This window comes from Mesorhizobium sp. WSM4312, assembly GCF_002294875.1.
In the GTDB taxonomy this organism is placed as follows: Bacteria; Pseudomonadota; Alphaproteobacteria; order Rhizobiales; family Rhizobiaceae; genus Mesorhizobium.
In genome coordinates this window covers 1-19,552 of the sequence record NZ_NSFU01000042.1, presented here as the reverse complement: position 1 = coordinate 19,552, position 19,552 = coordinate 1, and the positions used below count along the sequence as shown (strand labels likewise).

At 56.4% G+C, this 19,552-nt stretch carries 18 protein-coding genes and 3 pseudogenes; 2 read left to right on the top strand and 19 right to left on the bottom strand.

Annotated features, from left to right (window positions below):
* The 7 genes from CK228_RS34295 to CK228_RS34265 form a co-directional block, all read right to left on the bottom strand.
* Positions 1-135: NAD(P)-binding protein (locus tag CK228_RS34295; protein WP_141245433.1), on the bottom strand; the 135-nt coding region annotated here is incomplete at its 3' end.
* A gap of 315 nt (positions 136-450) precedes the next feature.
* Complete coding sequence (locus tag CK228_RS34290; protein ID WP_158515808.1) at positions 451-1,017, bottom strand: GNAT family N-acetyltransferase; 567 nt, start codon at positions 1,015-1,017, stop codon at positions 451-453.
* Between the two features lie 390 nt (positions 1,018-1,407).
* The gene (locus CK228_RS34285) at positions 1,408-3,237 is read right to left on the bottom strand and encodes an IucA/IucC family siderophore biosynthesis protein (protein ID WP_063169359.1); all 1,830 of its coding nucleotides are present in this window, start codon (positions 3,235-3,237) and stop codon (positions 1,408-1,410) included.
* A gap of 463 nt (positions 3,238-3,700) precedes the next feature.
* Positions 3,701-5,002 (bottom strand): diaminobutyrate--2-oxoglutarate transaminase, encoded by a 1,302-nt coding sequence (ectB, locus tag CK228_RS34280; protein ID WP_063169360.1) that lies wholly within the window; start codon positions 5,000-5,002, stop codon positions 3,701-3,703.
* Between the two features lie 166 nt (positions 5,003-5,168).
* Entirely contained in the window at positions 5,169-6,008 is an 840-nt protein-coding gene (locus tag CK228_RS34275) for a hypothetical protein (RefSeq protein ID WP_063169361.1), read from the bottom strand.
* Positions 6,001-7,257 (bottom strand): diaminobutyrate--2-oxoglutarate transaminase, encoded by a 1,257-nt coding sequence (gene ectB / locus CK228_RS34270; RefSeq protein ID WP_063169362.1) that lies wholly within the window; start codon positions 7,255-7,257, stop codon positions 6,001-6,003. The genes CK228_RS34275 and ectB (CK228_RS34270) overlap by 8 nt, the downstream gene beginning before the upstream one ends.
* Before the next feature lie 1,064 nt (positions 7,258-8,321).
* The gene (locus CK228_RS34265) at positions 8,322-9,038 is read right to left on the bottom strand and encodes an SPASM domain-containing protein (RefSeq protein WP_224571099.1); all 717 of its coding nucleotides are present in this window, start codon (positions 9,036-9,038) and stop codon (positions 8,322-8,324) included.
* A gap of 719 nt (positions 9,039-9,757) precedes the next feature.
* Between CK228_RS34265 and CK228_RS34260 the strand changes: the two are divergent.
* Positions 9,758-9,993: pseudogene (locus CK228_RS34260) on the top strand (transposase); the annotation flags it as partial.
* A gap of 16 nt (positions 9,994-10,009) precedes the next feature.
* Here CK228_RS34260 and CK228_RS34255 read toward each other — a convergent pair.
* Positions 10,010-10,756, bottom strand: coding sequence for a LuxR family transcriptional regulator (locus CK228_RS34255; RefSeq protein ID WP_063169365.1), 747 nt, complete (start codon positions 10,754-10,756; stop codon positions 10,010-10,012).
* Between the two features lie 354 nt (positions 10,757-11,110).
* Entirely contained in the window at positions 11,111-11,413 is a 303-nt protein-coding gene (locus CK228_RS35575) for a hypothetical protein (RefSeq protein ID WP_127262113.1), read from the bottom strand.
* On the opposite strand from CK228_RS35575, the gene CK228_RS34250 reads away from it, so the two are divergent.
* Positions 11,393-13,195 (top strand): ABC transporter ATP-binding protein, encoded by a 1,803-nt coding sequence (locus tag CK228_RS34250; protein WP_063169366.1) that lies wholly within the window; start codon positions 11,393-11,395, stop codon positions 13,193-13,195. The two genes, CK228_RS35575 and CK228_RS34250, sit on opposite strands and share 21 nt — an antisense overlap.
* 597 nt (positions 13,196-13,792) lie before the next feature.
* Here the strand turns inward: CK228_RS34250 and CK228_RS34245 are convergent.
* From CK228_RS34245 to CK228_RS34200, 10 genes and pseudogenes are all read right to left on the bottom strand, one after another.
* Positions 13,793-13,999, bottom strand: a complete 207-nt coding sequence (locus CK228_RS34245) for an exopolysaccharide production repressor protein (protein ID WP_082826584.1) — start codon at positions 13,997-13,999, stop codon at positions 13,793-13,795.
* Entirely contained in the window at positions 13,996-14,313 is a 318-nt protein-coding gene (gene fdxB, locus CK228_RS34240; RefSeq protein WP_174800308.1) for a ferredoxin III, nif-specific, read from the bottom strand. Before fdxB (CK228_RS34240) ends, CK228_RS34245 begins: the two co-directional genes overlap by 4 nt.
* A complete protein-coding gene (locus CK228_RS34235) occupies positions 14,310-14,513 on the bottom strand; it encodes a CCE_0567 family metalloprotein (RefSeq protein ID WP_063169367.1) in 204 nt (67 codons plus the stop codon). The genes fdxB (CK228_RS34240) and CK228_RS34235 overlap by 4 nt, the downstream gene beginning before the upstream one ends.
* A 46-nt stretch (positions 14,514-14,559) precedes the next feature.
* Positions 14,560-14,996, bottom strand: a pseudogene (locus CK228_RS34230) (DUF269 domain-containing protein).
* A 324-nt stretch (positions 14,997-15,320) separates the two neighbouring features.
* The gene (locus CK228_RS34225; protein WP_063170386.1) at positions 15,321-16,478 is read right to left on the bottom strand and encodes a TlpA disulfide reductase family protein; all 1,158 of its coding nucleotides are present in this window, start codon (positions 16,476-16,478) and stop codon (positions 15,321-15,323) included.
* Between the two features lie 599 nt (positions 16,479-17,077).
* Entirely contained in the window at positions 17,078-18,091 is a 1,014-nt protein-coding gene (locus tag CK228_RS34220; protein ID WP_024505903.1) for a 1-aminocyclopropane-1-carboxylate deaminase, read from the bottom strand.
* Positions 18,092-18,327: 236 nt separating this feature from the next.
* Positions 18,328-18,519 carry an exopolysaccharide production repressor protein gene (locus CK228_RS36220; RefSeq protein WP_127230899.1) on the bottom strand — a complete coding sequence of 64 codons (192 nt, stop codon included), beginning with the start codon at positions 18,517-18,519 and terminating at the stop codon, positions 18,328-18,330.
* 79 nt (positions 18,520-18,598) lie between these two features.
* A pseudogene (gene fdxB / locus CK228_RS34210) lies at positions 18,599-18,914 on the bottom strand (ferredoxin III, nif-specific).
* On the bottom strand, positions 18,911-19,069 hold the full coding sequence (locus tag CK228_RS34205) for a CCE_0567 family metalloprotein (RefSeq protein WP_224571204.1): 159 nt from the start codon (positions 19,067-19,069) through the stop codon (positions 18,911-18,913). The pseudogene fdxB (CK228_RS34210) and the gene CK228_RS34205 overlap by 4 nt, the downstream one beginning before the upstream one ends.
* A 90-nt stretch (positions 19,070-19,159) precedes the next feature.
* Positions 19,160-19,552, bottom strand: a 393-nt coding sequence (locus CK228_RS34200; protein ID WP_127259213.1) for a DUF269 domain-containing protein, incomplete at its 5' end; no start/stop codon positions are given.

The window sequence follows — 19,552 nt, the reverse complement described above, 5'->3', positions numbered from 1 at the left end:
GGCATTCGGCGGCGTATCAGGGCCAGCTTCAATGAGCAGCACGCGAGCGCCATAGGCGGAGAGCCTGCTCGCCATCACGCATCCAGAGGAGCCACCACCCACGACGATATAATCGAAAACCACGCAACTCCCCATCAAGGTACCAAGTGTGATGGGCTTCTTCAGCAAAGCGCTCCTCCTACCGCCTGAGATATGGTCACTTACGGCGCGGCAGCTCCACATCATGCCGTCTGTAACGGAGCGATTTGATCGCCAAATCGGTCGAGGGCATGCCCGAAGCGAGACCGAGCGACCCATCTGAACTATCTCTGAACCGACAAGCTCTCAATTCCAGGGCACATGCATCTCCGGACACGCCGGTGCGTCGGTGTGAATGATTGCAAGTTCGTAGGGCGAGAGCAGCGCTCGCCTACGGTTTCTTGCATCACCGTCTTCCGAGAAACAATGATACTAACAAGAGATAACGACGACTTTTTCGATTTTTACAGCAGTCAAGACTGTCACTTCAAAATATCGCATAACTACGTTATTGTAGACCCGGTCTCTTACATAGCGAAGGCCTACTTTCGGTGCTTTCCGAAGCGAACGCGTGTTCGTTGGGCGAATGAATGAAGTGACCTTCTCGAGCGTTAGGTTCTCGAAAGCAAACTGGATCGCTGCCCTGCCGGCCTCTGCGGCGATCCCCTTACCGGAAGACGCAAGGTGGAGGCACGATACGGTTTCCACATTAGTGGGATCTTCGGGCAGATACGGGCCACTGTACATCAATCCACAGTAGCCTGCGAATTTTCCGACTTGGCCTTCGCCTTTTACGAACACCATCCATAAGCCGAAACCATTGCTCTGCCAATGATGGATGAACTGTTGTAGTTTAGCTTTCGATTGCTCTCGGGTCGGATAGACTCCATCCCACATGGCATTTACCACAAATGGATCGCTATGAAGCTCATGTAGAAGAAGCTCGTCGCTATGCGACGGTGGCCTTAGGATTAGGCGCGGCGTTTCTAGAATGTACATGAGAAGCTCCCTTCTAGCCATAAGTTAGAGCCGCACTTACCTCCAACGCGGCCATGATCTCCTAGCATGAGCGTCAAGGCCGCAGTGCTTGATTGAAGGCGTTCGACGAGGTTTATGCTTAAGGTAGCGAGGTCTACACAAATCAAGCTTTGGGCGCCTAACCGTGTCAGTGTTGACGGCACCTGGAAAGCCGGCCCGAAGGCGATAAAAAAATTAGGCGCCTCCTTTCAGAATGGAAGCAGGCGACGCGCTGGTGAGCGGGCGCCTGATACGCGCAACATGCTGCGGCGGCGTTTACGCAAGGGGTTGCTTACCCCAAGGGGGGGGTATGGTATTGGCCCAAAACCGGCTAACTACATTGTTCATTTAAAATACGCGCCTCCTTCAAGCTTAACCTGCACTGGTCACTTTGCGAATGCCCGCCAGTGGGTTCTTCAGCGTGCCGACGGTGTGCAGGTATTCTCCCGGATCACCGAAGTCCACCATTTGCTGGTTTTTTTGTATCTGCAGTCGATTCATACATCGTCGCAGAAATTCTGGAGCGAATAGGTCATGCTGCCTGTATTTTTCGTCATATTCCGGATGTTTCGTCTGGTAGCCAAGGATGGACTCGCTTACGAGCTGCCAGAAGTGTGTCGACGGAAAATCAAGATGTTCTTCGAGTGTTACAGCCAAGTAACGAAAGAAGCAGTCGAAAACGTCGGTGAAAATGAAGTCGTGCTTCATGTCGCGATTTACTTGAATGCAGATCCTCTTAATCTCCTCCGGCACGTTGAGATCTCCGCCTAGAATACGAAGCTCCTCGCCAATGTCTTTCATGATAACTCGCGTCGGAGCGTGATCTTTCATAACTAGAATTATATTTTCTCCATGTGCCATAAACGCTAGATCGTAAGCATAAAAGCAGTGGAGAAGCGGCGCCAGATAAGATTCAAAATAGCGGCGTAGCCAAGCGGCGGCGTCTAACCCCGAGGCATTGATGAGGGCTGTCACGAGTGCTTCACCATTGTAATCGACATGAAGCAGCGACGCCATTGTCATCAGACGTTCCCCTTCTTTCAACTGCCGAAGGGGGCTTTCCCTCCACAGCGCAGAAAGCATCTGCTTGTAAGGGGAGTCCTTCTTGAGGGCGGTGTTGAAACAACGATTGCGATAGCCAATCGTCGCGACCTCGCGAAGGATGCTGAAGCCGTTGGCGGCTAAATAGGAGTCACTGTCGAGCAAATTCTTCAACCATTCGTTGATGGCGGGCGTCGCCAGCATGTGTGTCGGTGACAAGCCGCGCATAAACCCCATGTTAAGTATCGACAGCGCCGTTTTCACGTACCGTTTATGCGGATCGCTTATATTGAAAAGTGTGCGGATCGATTGCTGGGCATGATATATGTCCTTCCCCTGGCCTAGGCAGACAATGTGCCGGTTGGCGATATCCGCCGCGAAGATAGTTGAGAGCCGATTGAACCATTGCCAAGGATGCGCTGGCATATAGATGTAATCGGTCGAGTTTAGTCCCTTTTGACGCAACGCTGCGTCGAACTGTTCCAGCGCCTGTCGACCGAGTTCCTCGTGCATGAGAAGGTCGTAGTCGAGCGTTGAAATGGACTTAAACGTTGCCATTTCTTTATGGACGGCCAGCCATATGAGTCTTATCGAACTGCCCACCTCCGGCGCATAGCGACTATAGTCGAGCGCGTCAAAGCCAATGCGACCGTTATTCGCGATAAAGGTCGGGTGGCCCTCCGTCATGCCAGCCTCAACGATCTGGTAATCGGCAAAAGCCAGTTCTGCGGCGGATATCTCTGTTTTGGCCTGCTTGTACGCGCTGCCATACAGCGTGCTGCTGATCTCCTGCAGGTAAACCGGCATCATCTCTTCCTTTATGCCAAGATGGCGGCTGAACTCAATAACAAAATCAAGCGCATCCAGGGGGGCCGGCCTGCCCTCAATCCTTTTCTCCAGAGAGCCGGCGTCCACTTGCCAGTGATCTAGCAGGAGGCGCCGAGCCTGGAACCAATACTCCAACCCAGGGGTCTCGCTTTCCAGCACATACTTCCCCCAGTCGCCTTCCATTCGCTGGAGTCGAGGAGCAATTAGCAACTCGTGTGCAAATTCGCTGATTGCTTTACGGATAAGGAGCCGGTTGGCCTTTGCCCATAAATGCGGTTTCAAATGCTGCGTTACGCGTTCGGCTAGGCTTATCTCATCGTCTCGGGCTGTCATATCACTCACGATCTCAACTCCTTCAGAACGTAACGGTGTAAGGTTCGCGAACGCGCCTTACACTCGTCTCGCCAAACTTCGACGTCGCACAAAATCCGTTCTATTTTTCATCAGAAAGGATAAGAAATACCGGACCTCTTATACAAGTTAATTTCTAATGTGTTGTGTACCGTTCGTCTTCGCTCGTGATAAACCAGCAATATTACCATCTTACTTATATAATATATTAGAATACCGGTTTCACCGGCCCTGGACGTCGTCCTTCATCTTGCAACGAGCAAGAAGTGTGTATTGATTTGCACATGCCGTACTGTCGTTCGATCACGTCAAGCGGTCGGTGTCCATTGTTTGAGCTCTCCGAGTGTCCATTTTTGCTGTCCGTCTCCATACAATCGCATACGTCTAAAGCGGAATTTCCTTTGCTTGATAAGCCCAGACTGGGTAGGGGGGACTGAGTGAATGCCTACTCCGCTGAAATGCTGTCCTGCACCGCGCCAATGCTGTCGCGTACGATCGACAGACCACGGCGCAGTTCAGCCTCGGTTATGGTAAGGGCTGTCATGAACTTGAGCACCTCACCATACGAGCCAGCGATCTCGATCACCAAGCCGCGACGAAAAGCTTCCCGGGAAATGAGCCCCGGCAATGAGTGGTGCTTTGGTGATACGAGTCCATACATCAAGCCGCGGCCTCGGACATTCAGAGCAAGGCTGGGGAAGTCGTCTGCGATCGACTTGAGTTCTTGAGCCAAGATGGCTGATTTGCGAGCAATCTCATCTTCAAACTTGGAGTCGGACCAGTAAGTCTCAAGGGCCGCACGAGCAGTGACGAAAGCATAGTTGTTGCCCCTGAACGTGCCGGTGTGCGCACCCGGCGTCCAGACATCAAGTTCAGGCTTCATGAGGACAAGGGCCATAGGCGTTCCAATTGCAGACAACGACTTTGACAGGGTAACGATGTCCGGCACGATCTCAGCCGCCTCGAAACTGAAGAATTTCCCTGTGCGACCGACACCAGCCTGAATATCATCGAGGATCATCAGGATCTCGTGCCGAGAGGTCAGATCACGCAGCCGTTGCAGCCATTCAACGGTAGCAGCATTGACACCGCCTTCGCCCTGCACTGCTTCTAGGATCACCGCAGCGGGTTTGCCGAGACCACTGCTAGGATCATCGAGAAGCTTCTCGAAATACTCGATCGTGTCTGAAGCGCCGAGATAGCCCTCGTACGGCAACGATGTCACGTGCGCGAGGGGAAAGCCGACAGCATCTCGGAACTTCGTGTTTCCGGTTGCCGCCAACGCCCCAGCGCTGACTCCGTGAAACGAGTTCGTAAACGAAACGATGTTTGACCTGCCGGTCACTTGGCGAGCTAGCTTCAGAGCCGCCTCGACCGCGTTCGTACCTGTGGGGCCAGTAAATTGCAATTTATAAGACAGACCGCGGGGCTTCAAAATAAACTGCTCAAAAGCTTCGATGAAGGCCTTCTTGGCGGTCGTAGCAAGGTCGAGCCCGTGCACAATTCCGTCGCGCGCAATGTAGTCCAACAACGCCCGCGTGAAGGCTGGGTTGTTGTGCCCGTAATTCAAGGCTCCCGCGCCTCCCAAGAAGTCGATGTATTCCCGACCGTCTGTAGCTATGAGGGCAGTGCCGACGCCTCGATCGAACAGAACTGGGAACGCACGGACGTAGCTCCGCACCTCAGACTCAAGACGATCAAAGATCGCGAGGCTTACATCGTTTGTAGGAGTAAACTGCTTCTTCATAGGGCGAGTCCTGAATTGTAGCCTGCAAAGGCATCAGCCCAAACTGTCTGGCGAAGGCCATTTCAATCGGTTCGAGGTTCGGCTTGTATGACGGCAGCATGAGCAGTCACACGCCTGGCCACGCCAACTCACGGCCCAAGCCAGTCGATCGCTGCGAGGTCCAACGTCACGTCCACCAGAGAACAAGATCAGGCCGCGCAAATCCGAAAAAGCAATTCAGCACTAGGCGACGCTTTCCGTCGCCTAATTGACCGGTAACCCCGTGAACGAAGCCGCCATCGATTAGGGCGATATCCCCGGTTTTGAGCTCGAACTCGCGGCAAGGGACGGCTTCCAGATAGGCTGCCGAATAGGGATATCCAGTGGTCTCCACACCTTGCGATATCCGGTCCGCAACCGTCGGCTTGTGGCTCCAGAGCTTCAGATTGCCGCCTTCCTCAGGCATGCTGGGATAGAGGTTGAGCGCTGCGACCGTATTGTGCGCCACCGCAGAAAGCTCGTAATCATCGCCAGCACGTAAGACTTGAGCGACGTCGTCGTGGGGATCCAAGGAAAATGTGCCTGTGCCCGACCAACTGAGGCCGCGACAAACATTGGCCTGGCCGTGTTCGGAACGGGCTAGCCGCAATTCGATTCCCTGGTTGTGAAGCTCTCGCTTCAACGCCCTGAATACTGCTCGAACCGGGTCAACCAAATTCTTAAAAAGGGCATCGACGTACGGCCGCGCGTTTTCGGCGTCTGCGAAATAGGTGGCTGCATCCTTCCTGTAGTGAGATGCGCCGACATATTGTCCGGGCACACCATCTTTACGCTCTCTGAGACCAGAGCTTCCAATAAAGTTCGTAGTGATCTCCTCGGCTACTTCGGTGCTGAAAGCTTGCTTGATGTGCAGAGCGGTGAGCTCACCTTTCAGGACCGAGATGATCTCCGCCGTGTTGATCGACCCGGTCCGTTCTTTGATCGAAACCGGCGAGATGGCTGGCACTTGAGATATCTGACTAGGCATTGTCTTGCTCCTGTAGTGCGTGTTCAAGGATGGTGATGCCACGATCGAGTTCGGCATCGGTGATGGTTATCGGTGGGAGGACTTTGATAACGTCGCGATTTGGCCCCGAGGATTCGATAAGAAGGCCATTTTCGAATGCGACATCGTGCACGCGGCCGACAACTGCCGGTGAACGGCATTTCAGGCCGGCCATCAGACCGCGGCCGCGCTTCTGTTCGATGTATCTTGGAAATTTCGCAACCAGGCGATCGAGGTGCGTTTGCAGCCTGACGGCTGTCCGCTCGACACCTGCAGTAAATTTCCTATCCGACCACATCTTGCACATGGCTCCTGCCGTCACGAAGGCGAAATTGTTGCCTCTGAAGGTCCCGCTATGTTCTCCGGGCTTCCATATGTCCAAGTCGGGTCGAATCAGAACGATGGACAACGGACTACCTGAACCGCTTAGGGACTTGGAAAGACACACAATATCCGGTTCGATTTTCGCGGACTCGAATGAGAAGAAATCGCCAGTTCGGCCCGCACCCGCCTGAATATCGTCGACGATAAAAACAATGCCGTGCGTACGGCAAATGCGCTGAATTTCCGTGAGCCAAGCTGCGGATGCGGCGTTCATGCCGCCTTCGGCCTGGATGGTCTCCAGAATGATTGCGGCAGGCTTTTCTATGCCGCTCCCCGGGTCGCTCAAAACGCTGTCGATGTAACTGGCGGAATCGAAAGCTTGGCTCGGATAGCCGTCATAGGGAACACGGATCACATCGTGGCGAGCGACGCCTCCCAGTTCCCTGGTTGAGGCCGAGCCCGACACCGCTAGAGAGCCGAGCGACATGCCGTGGAACGCATTCGTAAAGGCCATGACGCTCGAGCGGCCGGTGTATTTTCGCGCCAGCGCCAGCGCCGCTTCGTTGGCGTTCGTGCCGGTCGGCCCGGGAAACTGAATCTTGTACGAAAGGCCTCTGGGTTTCAGGATCCAATCGACGAACCCTTCAATGAAGTCACGCTTTGCCGCCGTATGCATATCAAGCGACAGAAGAATGTTCTCACCGACGAGATATTCAATCGCTGGCGCCATAATATCCGGATTGTTGTGCCCGTAGTTGAGTGCGCCGGAACCCACCAGGAAATCGATAAAGGGCTTACCCGTCTCGTCCCAGATCGTCGCCCCAAGGGCCTTCGTAAAGACGGTGGGGAACGCCCGGCAATAACGACGAACGTTAGATTCATGAGCCGTGAAAGCGTCGGTGTCCATATCAAGTCCTCTGCACATAGTCTTTCAAAGAAGAGAGCTGTTTAATGGCTAGTGGTTTGCGGCAGATGTTCGTCGCTTAACGTTGAAGCAGAATGCCGGAGGCAGCTTTGTTTGGTCTGGGTTTGGTCTGGTGATGCCGGCATCCTCATCAAATATTGTTGGGTTGCGTTGCCCTCCATTCGGATGCTTTCGAATGTGCTGCAACAGGATGGCTTCTAAAGCTTCCGCGAAAGCATCGCTACTATGGCATCAGGTAGTTGACGTACCCACCCTTCGCTGCCCATAGCGCTCCGGACAAATGAATGAGTCCAAGGAGATCAGCAGGGTCGCGTCGCCAGAGGTTGTGTCGCTCGGCGGTAGCGAAGCCGCTCGCGAGCGCGCTCCTCAATAGCGCCGTAGCGAGCGAGCGGCTTCGCGGCGGTCATCAATATTCGCCGTTCAACCTCGGGCTGCGGACACCAACCTGATTCAAGAAACTATTTGATGACCGATGACACAGCGAAAGCCACGCTCTCTTTGAGAAGAATGCGGATTCCGATCTCTTGCGCGATGACTGGCCCGAGCCGCCGGATCAAGAGGGCGGGGCCGCCGTGGACCCCCTTGACGGAAAGCCCGTTCGTAGGCCAGGCGGAAGCAACCGGGAGACGCGCTGGCGAAGGGCCGCATCGGTTTCGAGAACGTCCACTACCGCGACGGCAACCATCCCCGGCCGCAGCTGGGCTGCTGCCTTCAGGCGAGTCGAAAAGGAGATCGTCCGGGAGGGTGAAGGCGTTGACGAGGTGAGCCGTGAGTAAGCAATCAAGCTCTGATCGGGATCGACTAACACTGTTTCCATCCGACCGATGGTTGACCTGTGATCGGCGTTACCTCAAGCTAGGCAGGCCGACAAGCTCGGTTGGAAGGCGAAGACCTTTCGATGAGCTCGTCTCCGAAATGCTCGAGGCCCACTGCCGCGCCTACAGGAACATACTGGCGTAACGTGAAAACACGATGGCGTCGCGGGCAGGTGCATCTGTCGTGGGGCCATCCGCACTGCCAGGCACGCCCTCTCGGCCGGCATGCACTCAGGTCCGGTCGTTTGGGTCGGCGAATTCACACATCCTGCAAAGCAGAAAACCATCTGCTCCATTCATGCGGTCGACGATTTCGCGAAAAACTGGCTTTTCAAACAGAGCGGAGTAACCCTCATATAGAAGGTTGCCCAATACGTGACGCCGTTCAAAATCCATAGAGCACAGGGTAACGTCGCCGTTTGGAAGAAGAACATTCCGATACTGTCGTGCGTCCACGCAGGTTAGGGCTCCGACCACTGGCTGACGTGGTGCAACGATCTTAGGGTCGACGCTTCCACCCCTACTGCTCACCGGCCGCGCTTTTATCAGGGCTTCGGTAGGAATAATGTCGGCTATATCTGGGTGGGGCTCGCCCAAGGCCACGAATCGGATCAAGGGGATGTCCGCGTCGACGAGTTGACGAACCAGATCGCGATACTTGTCTCCGACCAGGCGGCTGTTCATGTAGGTGCCGTCATCGAAAACATGGACCACGAATACGCCCAAGCGCAAGGCTTGCAATCGCTGCAGGTCCTGCCCGTTCATTCCCACCAGCGTCGTAAAAATCCTGATGCCATGGCCTTTGGCGAAGGCGTGCTCCACCATTTCGGTACAGTCCGGATTGAGCCAAGGTTCGGAGTATCCCGCAAAACCAATGTCGACGGAAGTCGGTACGCGGGCCAGACACCGCTTGAAATCTTCAAGATCCAGATGACTCGCATGAGACACTTTTCTTTGCCGGACCGCGAACTTGTCCTGGGGACAATATGAACATCCTACGACGCATCCCGTGGTCGTCGTTATCTCCAAAACCCTGCCGGCTGTGTTTGCTGAGCGAAGTTCCGGTAAAATCACTGGTGATTACTCCCATCTACTTCCTGCGAAGCGCCACGATGGTGTGCGTGTGCCTTTGGCTTTCTGATACCGCCTGCTGATCTACCGAGGCAACGCAGACATCTACCCTTTTTGGCAGCCTAAGCCGCCCGGTTCACCGATTTGCCGGGCCGACCCTTCACAAACTTCCAGCGCGTCGGACCAGAGACAGCATTGCATCTTTCGAGGCATCACTCGCTCCGGAGATGTAGCCTCAACCGTTGGTCGCTGGCCCGTCGCCGAGATGCGCGCGCAGCACCCTCGAACCCGCCGGAGAGAAGCTTTCTGGATGCCGTCGATCATCCTTCATCGAGCGAGTTCCGTGTTCTCATGCGGGTCAGCCCTCACACTATATTGCCGCACATCGACCAGCAAAGGCCGAGCTAGTGCGCCTGGCGCGCAGTTACTGCGAGATAGGCTTCGAAAAGCCCGACAGGGCTAAGACGCTCCGCTGTATTGAACCCGAAATGTTTTCTGACAGCTGTCAGATTTTGGACACACATCACTCATCGTCAGTCGCTTAATACGGATGGTAATTTCTTCCAGGAATCGGTGACATTGAACACCACCCTGTCATGACCGCCCAATCTCAGCGAAGCGAACTCAGCATCGCCACCAGGACCAAGCCTGAAGATAAATCCGCCGTAGCAGCGTCAACGACATTTTGCTTTCGAAGCCGGATGGATTGCACGAGGTGATTCGCGCCGTGATGCAGGAGGTGCTCGAGGCCGAGATGGACGAGGCGCTGGGTGCTTCGAAGAGCGAGCGCACGCCGGAGCGTCTCGGCTATCACGCGCGCTACTACGGGCGGAGAACTAGCTGCGCACCTACGGCGGTTGGATAATCCCAAGGTTCAAAGCTTTTACAACAGCTACCGTTCTGCTGGTCGCATCCAACTTCCGCATTACATTTTTTAAATGGAAATCTATCGTATTTCGTGATCTGCCTAAAATAGTTCCTATTTCCCAAGATGATTTTCCTTGTGACACCAAATCAATGCACTCTATTTCTCTCGGAGACAGGTTATGAGCTCGTTCCGACGCAGTCGTAGTGTCGAACTTCGTAACCATCCGATGAAACCGCAGCGCGGCCATTTGCAGGTAGGTGATCGCTCTATTCTGCAATTCGCAGTCCGAGGATTGAGCAAAACTCACAAACCTAAAGCTGCCACCAGGGCCATGTAATGGGACGGTAACGCCTGACCTCAAGCCGAATGTTGCTGCTTCGTCCAAGACGCGGCGTCCATCTTCAGTTATGTTTTCATCAGTATACACCTCGCTCCATCGAAAGGGTCCCGCCTCCTTTCGACCTTTCTTGATGAGGGGGTCTATTTTGGCATAGCCCATTCTCGAGTAGCGCTCCTGCCATTCAGCAGGATAATTCCACATCACCACAGAACCCTCCCGGTTCGGCTTGAAAGCCCTCTCTGATGCGAGCGGCCCATAGGCAATCCACGGGCAATCGAAATTCAGCGCAAACGCAGACAACAGTTCGAACAACTGTTCGGATTGAGCGACATCATCAGTCATCTTGAGGAATAGGTCTAACTCCACCGCAATCCGCCGGAGTTCCATGATGTCTCCTTCATTGCGTTCTCATTGGTGCACAGTTTGCTCCAACCCAGCCTCGCAACATCCGAAGTCAACGGGACTCGAGCCGGAGTTCCTTCCGCCACCTGGAGTACCCTCAAGAGTCGTGCCAGCTTGCGAGCGAAGCTTCTCCTTCAGGTCGTCAATCGACGGGGGAGGTACCCAGGAGGCGAACCGACAGCACTGTGTCGGGGAGCGCACAATCCGACAGTCGAGCATTCGATTGACGGAATATGGGCAGGAAAGTATTCGCGGCGCGCTTTTGAAATCAGCACCTAAGTGCCGGGCCTGAGAAAGCTGCATTGCAACTGTACTTATTTGATCGAGGCAAGAACAAGCTCAAAATTCAATCGATACATCGACCTTCTTTTCCAATCTCCCGAGTTGAGCAGCCGTAGCAATCGTATCGACTGGATGGCGGCTGACTTTCTCCAGGCTCGGTAACCTGCTGAATTTGTCCTTCGGATGTTCCCGCTCAGTTGGCACGACTTTTGAACTCACCGTCGTGAGGCGGCAAGAGCTGCCCGCCAAAATTGATGCTGTTATGGGGGAGGTCGAAATTCCAGTTTTGTCTTTTATCGTCTTTGGGACCGAGCGTGTTGATGCGCCCGCTTGGAAACTATGAGACGTTTCCCCGTCCATGGGCGCGGCGCCACTTGTCGCGACGTTTTCGCCTTCACTGTTCGCCTCTGGAACAGGCAGCCGGCCCGGCTCGCGATCATCATGACCGCGATGCTCGCCTCCACGCTGGCTGACGTGTTGATGCCGCTCTATTCTGGCCGACTCATCGACGCTGTTTCTCGTGCTGCTAATGCGGCAGCACCAGCTTCGGATTCAGCTGTTGCAGCATTCTCTGTACCGATTGCATTGGCACTCGGTGGCATTGCCATGCGCCACGTCGCCTTCATTGGCCTGAGCGACCTGGTGTTGAAAATGATTTCCGACGTCGCGACCGAAGCGTTCCATCATGTGCAGCGCTTTTCGACAGACTGGCATGCAAACAGCTTCGCCGGCTCGACAGTGCGCAAGATAACGCGCGGCATGTGGGCGCTCGACCTCCTCAACAGCACGATACTCGTCACGCTGCTCCCGTCGTTTGTCATCTTGATCGGCTCGACGGTGCTGCTCGGCTGGCACTGGCCGGTCATGGGCGTGATCTTTGCTTGCGGCTCTCTCGTCTACCTTGCGTTTTCGATTTCGCTGTCGCTCGGCTATGTCGCGCCAGCGGCGAGCCTTGCCAACCGATGGGACACAAGGCTCAGCGGCGCGCTTGCGGACGCGGTCAGTTGCAACGCTGTGGTCAAGGGCTTCGGCGCAGAGGTTCGCGAAGACGAGCGGCTTGCAAATATCATGACGAAATGGCGGCACCGCGCGCGCCGGAGCTGGGTGCGCGGAACGATCATCGGCTCAACCCAAGGCGTAACTTTGGTTGCGCTCAGGGTGGCGGTGGTCGGATATGCCCTGCTTCTGTGGTCGCATGGACAGGCAACGCCGGGCGAGATAGCATATGTTCTCACGTCCTTCATCGTCCTGCAGGGCTATCTGCGTGATGCCGGCATGCATGTCCGCAACGTGCAGCACTCGGTTAATGATATGGAAGAACTGGTGGCCATCCACAATCAGCAGGTGGATGTTGCCGATCGTCCAGAGGCCAAGCCGATCCGGATCACGAACGGCCGTATCGATTTCGAGAACGTCCACTTCCGCTACGCCAACCATCCCCTGCCGCTCTATAGCGAATGTTCGCTGTCGATTGAAGCTGGCGAAAGGGTTGGGTTGGTTGGACCCTCCGGTTCCGGCAAGACAACATTCGTGAAGCTGATCCAGAGACTCTACGACCTGAGCGGCGGCCGGATCCTGATAGACGGTCAGGACGTCTCGGAGGTGACCCAAGAGTCCCTTCGTTCGCAGATCGCGATCGTGCAGCAGGAGCCGATCCTGTTTCACAGGTCGCTTGCCGAGAACATCGCCTATGGCCGGCCTGGCGCGAGCCAGGCCGAGATCGAGCAAGCGGCACGACTGGCAAGTGCCCACGAATTCATCGCGCCCCTGCCGAAGGGCTATGGGACATTGGTCGGCGAAAGGGGTTTGAAGCTCTCCGGCGGCGAGCGCCAGCGCGTGGCGATCGCGCGCGCCTTCCTCGCGAACGCGCCGATCCTTATTCTGGACGAGGCCACATCGAGCCTCGATTCGGAATCCGAGGTGCTCATTCAACAAGCGGTGGATCGGTTGATGGTGGGCCGAACCACACTCGTCATCGCACACCGGCTGTCGACGGTCCGCTCGCTCGATCGGCTGCTCGTCTTCGACCGTGGCCGCATCATGGAGGACGGCGATCATGCCGCCCTGATCAATCTCGATGGTGGCATTTACCGCCGCCTCTTCGAACGGCAGGCGTTGGAACTCGCGAAGGGCCTGGCCTGATCGCTAAACCGGCTTGCGCGATGCGCCGAGCCGTTGCCGGAGAGGGGTGTGGCAGTGACGAGCGGCGGGCGTTAGGCGGCAAAACCAGCACGGCCGGAACTGTCCGCCAAACGGGCGAGCGGGAATGCACCACGTCTAAGCTTCGGCGAATGCGCGCAGTTACACGCGGGCACCGAATTGTCGCGCCTAACGGCGCACGCACCAAAAGGGCGGGAATGTCGACGGCCCGGGAAGAGTGCGGCCCTCGCCGTTACCCACATTTCGCCAAAGGAAGCGAAGTCAACGCACATTGAGAGGGCGGTGCTTCCCGGCCGGCCGGGATCCCTGTCGCTGGCCCAACCTACCGCACGCTGGCCACGTCAACGGTTCAAAGTCCCTTCGGTTCGCAAAGTCGTCCCCTTGGAGACCCGGAAGCGCAGGAGCTCCGACCGCAGTCTTCGCTCAACTCTGGCCATCTGCTCCGGGATTGGATTCCGTTCCCTTGCTAGCACAGTGGCAGCTGAGCACGAACTCGCCGGCCCCGTGTCTTTCGATTACGGCCAACGGGCTTAGGAAGAGATTGGATTCGCCGGCCCTCTGCGGAGCGAATGAACAGTTCTACAGATCATCGACGTCCGCGAAAAAGAGCACGCAGCCGAAATAGCAGGCCTGAAGCAGCAGCGAACAGGCCAGCGTCGTGACGACTGCCACACGGATCGAATCCAAAGCGAAGTAAACCATCGACGCATTGCTGCACAGGACCAGCCCCACGAGCCGACAAAAAGATGAAGTGCAACGCCGTTCTCCTGGTTTTCGCCAGATCATGTTGCGAGCTCGTCGGCCGCAACATGCGTCTGGCAGTTCTTGGGGCAGACGCGGCCGCAGGCTCCGCAGCCTATGCAGCGGCCGGCATCATCGACAACCATGATCATGCGATTGAGCTTGCCGTCGAAATCGTCGTCCTCGTCATCGCAGGGGCCGAGGATTTCACCCGCATCATCAACGCCGTGAAGATGCATGACATCGCGCGAGCAGACCTTGAAACAACGGCAGCAGCCGATGCAGGTCTTGCTATCGATGGAGGTCAGGTACGACGGCATCCAAATGGAGCCGTCACGGGTGGTGAATGTGCGCATCATCCTAAATTCTTCATTGAAGCGAGTTCTCTCTTGGCAACATCCAACTCGGCATAAACGGCTTGGGTTTTCTCGGCGACTTCCTGTATGTCGGCCCACTTGCCCGGCAGACCCTCGACAAGGTCCTGCAATGCCATCTTGGCAATAGCTGCACGCAACTGGAGCTTTCGGACTTTCTTCCTCATCTTATCTAGGTCTGACATAGATCCTTCCTGGAACAATGGTTTTGTTGATGCGCTCCATCTCGGGCTAGGCTTCAATGGCTGCAGTCGCATCGTCGACCAGTTTCGTACCGGCCTCAGCAAGTTTGCGGAAAGTCTCGAAGCCGAACCGGTGGACGTCTCGACAGAACGCCCAACCGCTGGAAGCCCGCAGGGGCTTCATTCCAATTATTGGCGACGTCGACACGCCGGAGCGCTCCTCGATCGCAAGCGCTACGGCGGTGTAAACATGTCGAGCCTCCACAGCGCGTCAGGATCGGGATCGCCGCCAAAGGGTACCGCACGTTGCTGTTGCTTGGTGATGATGAACTCGGCCAGCAGCTCGGCATCCGAATGGCCTTCCCATAAGCCGAAGGAATCCTGAGTACGAATGAGCCGCAGGAGGCATTTGACGAACGGGGAAGCAAGGGCCTCGTCGTCATTGTTGACAGCAGGGCCAACCGGAGGAATTTCGTTGTTCGTCATTTCAGTCTTCGTCTTCGAGGTACGATTTCCTTTTCCTGCGATGCCCACTCCGGGTCCGCTTGCGTGGCCGACGAATGGCTTGGGCGGGCCAACCCCAAGAGTGCCCCGTGGCCGACCTCGACATGTCCACGAGTGCGAGACCTGCGGCGCGAATTCGCGGCGCACATCGTCTGCGCCGCGATCCGACCGGTGGTCAACGCAATTGAAATCCAACCTTCCGCAAGCCGCCGCCCTGCTGCATCGACATACTTGCTGCGAAGAGAGCTTCGATGGGCGGATTGGCCAGTGTTCAATTCCAATTGTCAGTCCCTTCGCGATTCTTGCTCAGGAAGTGACTTCGTTTTGAGTTTCGGGTGCCTTCTTTTGCGGAGCCACACAAAGATCCGCGTGACAGGCAGGCTCACCCGTGTAGTTGGCCAGTGCTTCGAGCAATGGGGTAAGATAGTACTGTTTGGTGTGGTCCGGAATTGGCCCCAGCCGGTCCACCGATTTCAGTGCCACCTCGATCAACTCGATTGCGCGATCTTTGTTGCCGCTCTCGTAATAATACTGAGCTACCGGGAGGTACCGGAGGTATTTAAACGGGCCATCGCCGTTCGGGGGATTGAGTGCCAGTATCTGTTCCGAGAGCTCGTTGCCCATCGCAAAGCGCTCCGCGCGCGGAAGATGGGAATTGTCCATCGTGGGATCGAAGAGTTGGTTGAGGGCCAAGGCCATCCACGACACCGCGTCGGACGTTTTGTCGATCGCGTCCTCGACCAATTCTCGCATGACCGGCATGCCGGTCTTGATGTCGCGCAGCTTGTGAAGCAGAAGATCCGCATGAATCTGCCGGAACTCACAAGAGTCTGGCATCAAGGCGAGGCCTTCTTCGATGGCCAAGAGCGCCGCCGTCCAATCCTCGGCCTGCATCGCCGGCTCAAGTTTGGCGTATATCGGCCCGGTAAGCGACATTTCGCGCGCTGCAAGTTGGTTATGCGCGATGCGCTTTGCATCGGCGGCTTTCGCTTCATAGCTGCTGCGCCAGCTGCCGTTAAGGACTTTCGGCAAAACGTCATCGAGTTCCGCCGGGTGGCCGATAAAAGCGATGTGGCCGTCGCGGTCGACCACGAACGAGGTGGGAATCCCAATCGAAGAGCTGGGATCCATCCAGAGCTTGTTCATTTCGCCAATGTAATCGAACCCGATACGATAATTCAGATTCGGGAACTCCTCGGTCAGCCAGGCATCCACGTTGGTCCGCGCCTCGTCTGCGGTAGGACCCTGTTCGCAGGCGGCAACTCCGACCGCCTCAAATCCGCTGCCTTCATATTTCTCCTGCAGTTCGATCAAATGGGGCATGGCGTCGACACATGGTCCGCACCAAGTCGCCCAAAACTCAACGAGGTAGACCTTGCCGGGCCGAAAGTTCGTGAGGGGCTCGCCACGCAGCCAGTTCTCCACTTTGATCGCAGGAGCCGGGGACCCCATACGCAGTTCCATCTTGGTGTCCAAAGTCATTCCACACCTTTCGTCTCTTTTGTCGCGGAATATTTTCCAGTCAAAATCGGACACGGTCTCGAGGGCATCGCTCCCTCTGGCTTGCTTCAGCGAAGCTCTCACCGTGTTGCCGCACATCAAGCTGCAACGGAGGTGCCAATTCCCTCAGCTCCGGTAAGCGGCGGGAAATGCTTTGAAATTCTCCACGAGGCCAAATGCGGCCGATTGTCGTGAACCCGACATGTCTTCTGCCGCTGTCGGGTTTCGCCCTATCACTCTTGAGAGCTTGGACGGCTCGCCTGTGATTAGACTGGCCTCGGCCCTCGAGCAGTGGCAGTTTGGCGCCAGTTCGAAAGCGCGAACTCGCCGGCTTGGTCCTCGTGCCGCCACCGCCGCGTGTGGATTCTTGCCCCGGAGTCAAAATTCGCCTCGCGGTTGCCAACGGCGGCATGCGCTCAATGCGCGTGGCGTTGAGCACCGACAGCACGTAATGGTACCAATTAGTGGATGCCCGTCGCTGCCTCCACTTCTCCAGCCAAGCGCTCGAACGACGCTACCTACCCACGTTCGAGCGCGACCGCGGAATCGCAGACTGCCGAACGTCAGCCGTTGCGAAAGGTGTAGCCGTACCCGTTGATCGCCGGTGCGCCGCCTAGATGTGCGTAGAGGACCCTCGATCCCTGTGGAAAGAAGCCCCTCTGGACGAGGTCGATCATCCCTTGCATCGATTTGCCCTCGTAAACGGGGTCCGTAATCATGCCCTCGAGCCGCGCGCACAAACGGATTGCCTCTTTGGTTTCCTCCGATGGAACGCCATAACCCGGGTACGCGTAGTCCATGAACAACACCACGTCTGCCTCGACAATTTCCGCTCCGAGGTGGACGAGCTTCGCTGTATTTTGGGCGATGCCAAGCACCTGCGCCTTGGTCTTGGCGGGCATGGCGGAGGCATCGATACCGATCACGTTGCGCTGTCGACCATCCTTGGCGAACCCGACGAGCATGCCGCCGTGGGTTGAACCAGTCACCGTACAGACGACGATATAGTCGAAGGCAAACCCAAGCTGCTCTTCCTGGGCACGCACCTCCTCAGCGAACCCCACATAGCCCAGGCCGCCGTATTTGTGGACAGAGGCGCCGGCAGGTATCGCATATGGCCTGCCGCCCCTTGCCTTGACTTCATAAAGTGCCTTTTCCCAGCTGCGGCGGATGCCGATGTCAAAGCCCTCGTCAACCAGGCGCACCTCTGCCCCCATGATGCGGCTCAAGAGGATATTGCCGACCCGGTCGTAGACAGCATCATCATGTGGGACCCAGCTCTCCTGGACCAGGAGGCATTTCATGCCGATCTTGGCGGCGACCGCAGCGACCATGCGCGTATGGTTGGACTGCACGCCACCGATTGTGACGAGCGTATCGGCATCTGACGCGATCGCGTCGGGCACAATGTATTCGAGCTTGCGCAGCTTGTTTCCGCCGAACGCGAGACCGGAGTTGCAGTCCTCGCGTTTGACGTAGATTTCCACCTTGTCGCCCAGATGCTTGCCGAGGCGGTCGAGCCTCTCGATCGGCGTGGGTCCAAAGGTGAGCGGATAACGTTCGAATTTTTCCAGCATGCTATCTCCAGCAAAAAAGTACCTGAACCTGCTACGCACCGGTCAGCCCAGGGGTATGGTCGCGTGTTAGCCGAACACAGATTCCCTATACGATCAGCTCAGTCATCAGAGGGTGACCAAAATTGGTGTGGGTCTGAGCACTGATCCTGTCATCCGCGCATCAAAGCAGCAGCACATGCTGGGCATTCGACCAAGCCGGGACACAGCTGAAAATTGCATTCCGCAGTTGATCAGAGTCAGACGACTGGTACCCGAGCTTTCCTGTAACCATCGGCATGCTGGCCCCTGTGGCGAGTTCCACGAGCGCGGCTAGAGGACTGCCAGATCAGAAAGAGCACGCGGCCGAAGTAGCCGGCCTGAAGCAGCAGCGAACAGGCCAGCGTCGTGACGACTGCCACACGGAGCGAATCCAAAGCGAAGTAAACCATCGACGCATTGCTGCACAGGACCAGCCCCACGAGCCGACAAAAAGATGAAGTGCACGCCGCTCCCCTGGTTTTCGCCAGATCATGTTGCGAGCTCGTCGGCCGGAACATGCGTCTGGCAGTTCTTGGGGCAGACGCGGCCGCAGGCTCCGCAGCCTATGCAGCGGCCGGCATCATCGACAACCATGATCATGCGATTGAGCTTGCCGTCGAAATCGTCGTCCTCGTCATCGCAGGGGCGAGGATTTCACCCGCATCATCAACGCCGTGAAGATGCATGACATCGCGCGAGCAGACCTTGAAACAACGGCAGCAGCCGATGCAGATTTGCTATCGATGGAGGTCAGGTACGGCGGCATCCAAATGGAGCCGTCACGGGTGGTGAATGTGCGCATCATCCTAAATTCTTCATTGAAGCGAGTTCTCTCTTGGCAACATCCAACTCGGCATAAACGGCTTGGGTTTTCTCGGCGACTTCCTGTATGTCGGCCCACTTGCCCGGCAGACCCTCGACGAGGTCCTGCAATGCCATCTTGGCAATAGCTGCACGCAACTGGAGCTTTCAGACTTTTTTCCTCATCCTATCTAGGTCTGACATAGATCCTTCCTGGAACAATGGTTTCTTGATGCGCTCCATCTCGGGCTAGGCTTCAATGGCTGCAGTCGCATCGTCGACCAGTTTCGTACCGGCCTCAGCAAGTTTGCGGAAAGTCTCGAAGCCGAACCGGTGGACGTCTCGACAGAACGCCCAACCGCCGGAAGCCCCCACGGGTTTCATTTCTATTGTCGGCGACGTCGACACGCCGGAGCGCTCCTCGATCGCAAGCGCTACGGCGGTGTAAAACATGTCGAGCCTCCACAGCGCGTCAGGATCGGGATCGCCGCCAAAGGGTACCGCACGTTGCTGTTGCTTGGTGATGATGAACTCGGCCAGCAGCTCGGCATCCGAATGGCCTTCCCATAAGCCGAAGGAATCCTGAGTACGAATGAGCCGCAGGAGGCATTTGACGAACGGGGAAGCAAGGGCCTCGTCGTC

Coding starts and splice junctions, on each gene's coding strand:
- CK228_RS34245 (WP_082826584.1), bottom strand. CDS start 13,999: ATGATCTGGCGAAAACCAGGAGAACGGCGTTGCACTTCATCTTTTTGT.
- CK228_RS34225 (WP_063170386.1), bottom strand. CDS start 16,478: ATGGAACTGCGTATGGGGTCCCCGGCTCCTGCGATCAAAGTGGAGAAC.
- CK228_RS36220 (WP_127230899.1), bottom strand. CDS start 18,519: ATGGTTTACTTCGCTTTGGATTCGCTCCGTGTGGCAGTCGTCACGACG.
- ectB (WP_063169362.1), bottom strand. CDS start 7,257: ATGGACACCGACGCTTTCACGGCTCATGAATCTAACGTTCGTCGTTAT.
- CK228_RS34255 (WP_063169365.1), bottom strand. CDS start 10,756: ATGGAACTCCGGCGGATTGCGGTGGAGTTAGACCTATTCCTCAAGATG.
- CK228_RS34220 (WP_024505903.1), bottom strand. CDS start 18,091: ATGCTGGAAAAATTCGAACGTTATCCGCTCACCTTTGGACCCACGCCG.
- ectB (WP_063169360.1), bottom strand. CDS start 5,002: ATGAAGAAGCAGTTTACTCCTACAAACGATGTAAGCCTCGCGATCTTT.
- CK228_RS34235 (WP_063169367.1), bottom strand. CDS start 14,513: ATGTCAGACCTAGATAAGATGAGGAAGAAAGTCCGAAAGCTCCAGTTG.
- CK228_RS34285 (WP_063169359.1), bottom strand. CDS start 3,237: ATGACAGCCCGAGACGATGAGATAAGCCTAGCCGAACGCGTAACGCAG.
- CK228_RS34250 (WP_063169366.1), top strand. CDS start 11,393: ATGAGACGTTTCCCCGTCCATGGGCGCGGCGCCACTTGTCGCGACGTT.
- CK228_RS35575 (WP_127262113.1), bottom strand. CDS start 11,413: ATGGACGGGGAAACGTCTCATAGTTTCCAAGCGGGCGCATCAACACGC.
- CK228_RS34275 (WP_063169361.1), bottom strand. CDS start 6,008: ATGCCTAGTCAGATATCTCAAGTGCCAGCCATCTCGCCGGTTTCGATC.
- CK228_RS34290 (WP_158515808.1), bottom strand. CDS start 1,017: ATGTACATTCTAGAAACGCCGCGCCTAATCCTAAGGCCACCGTCGCAT.
- fdxB (WP_174800308.1), bottom strand. CDS start 14,313: ATGATGCGCACATTCACCACCCGTGACGGCTCCATTTGGATGCCGTCG.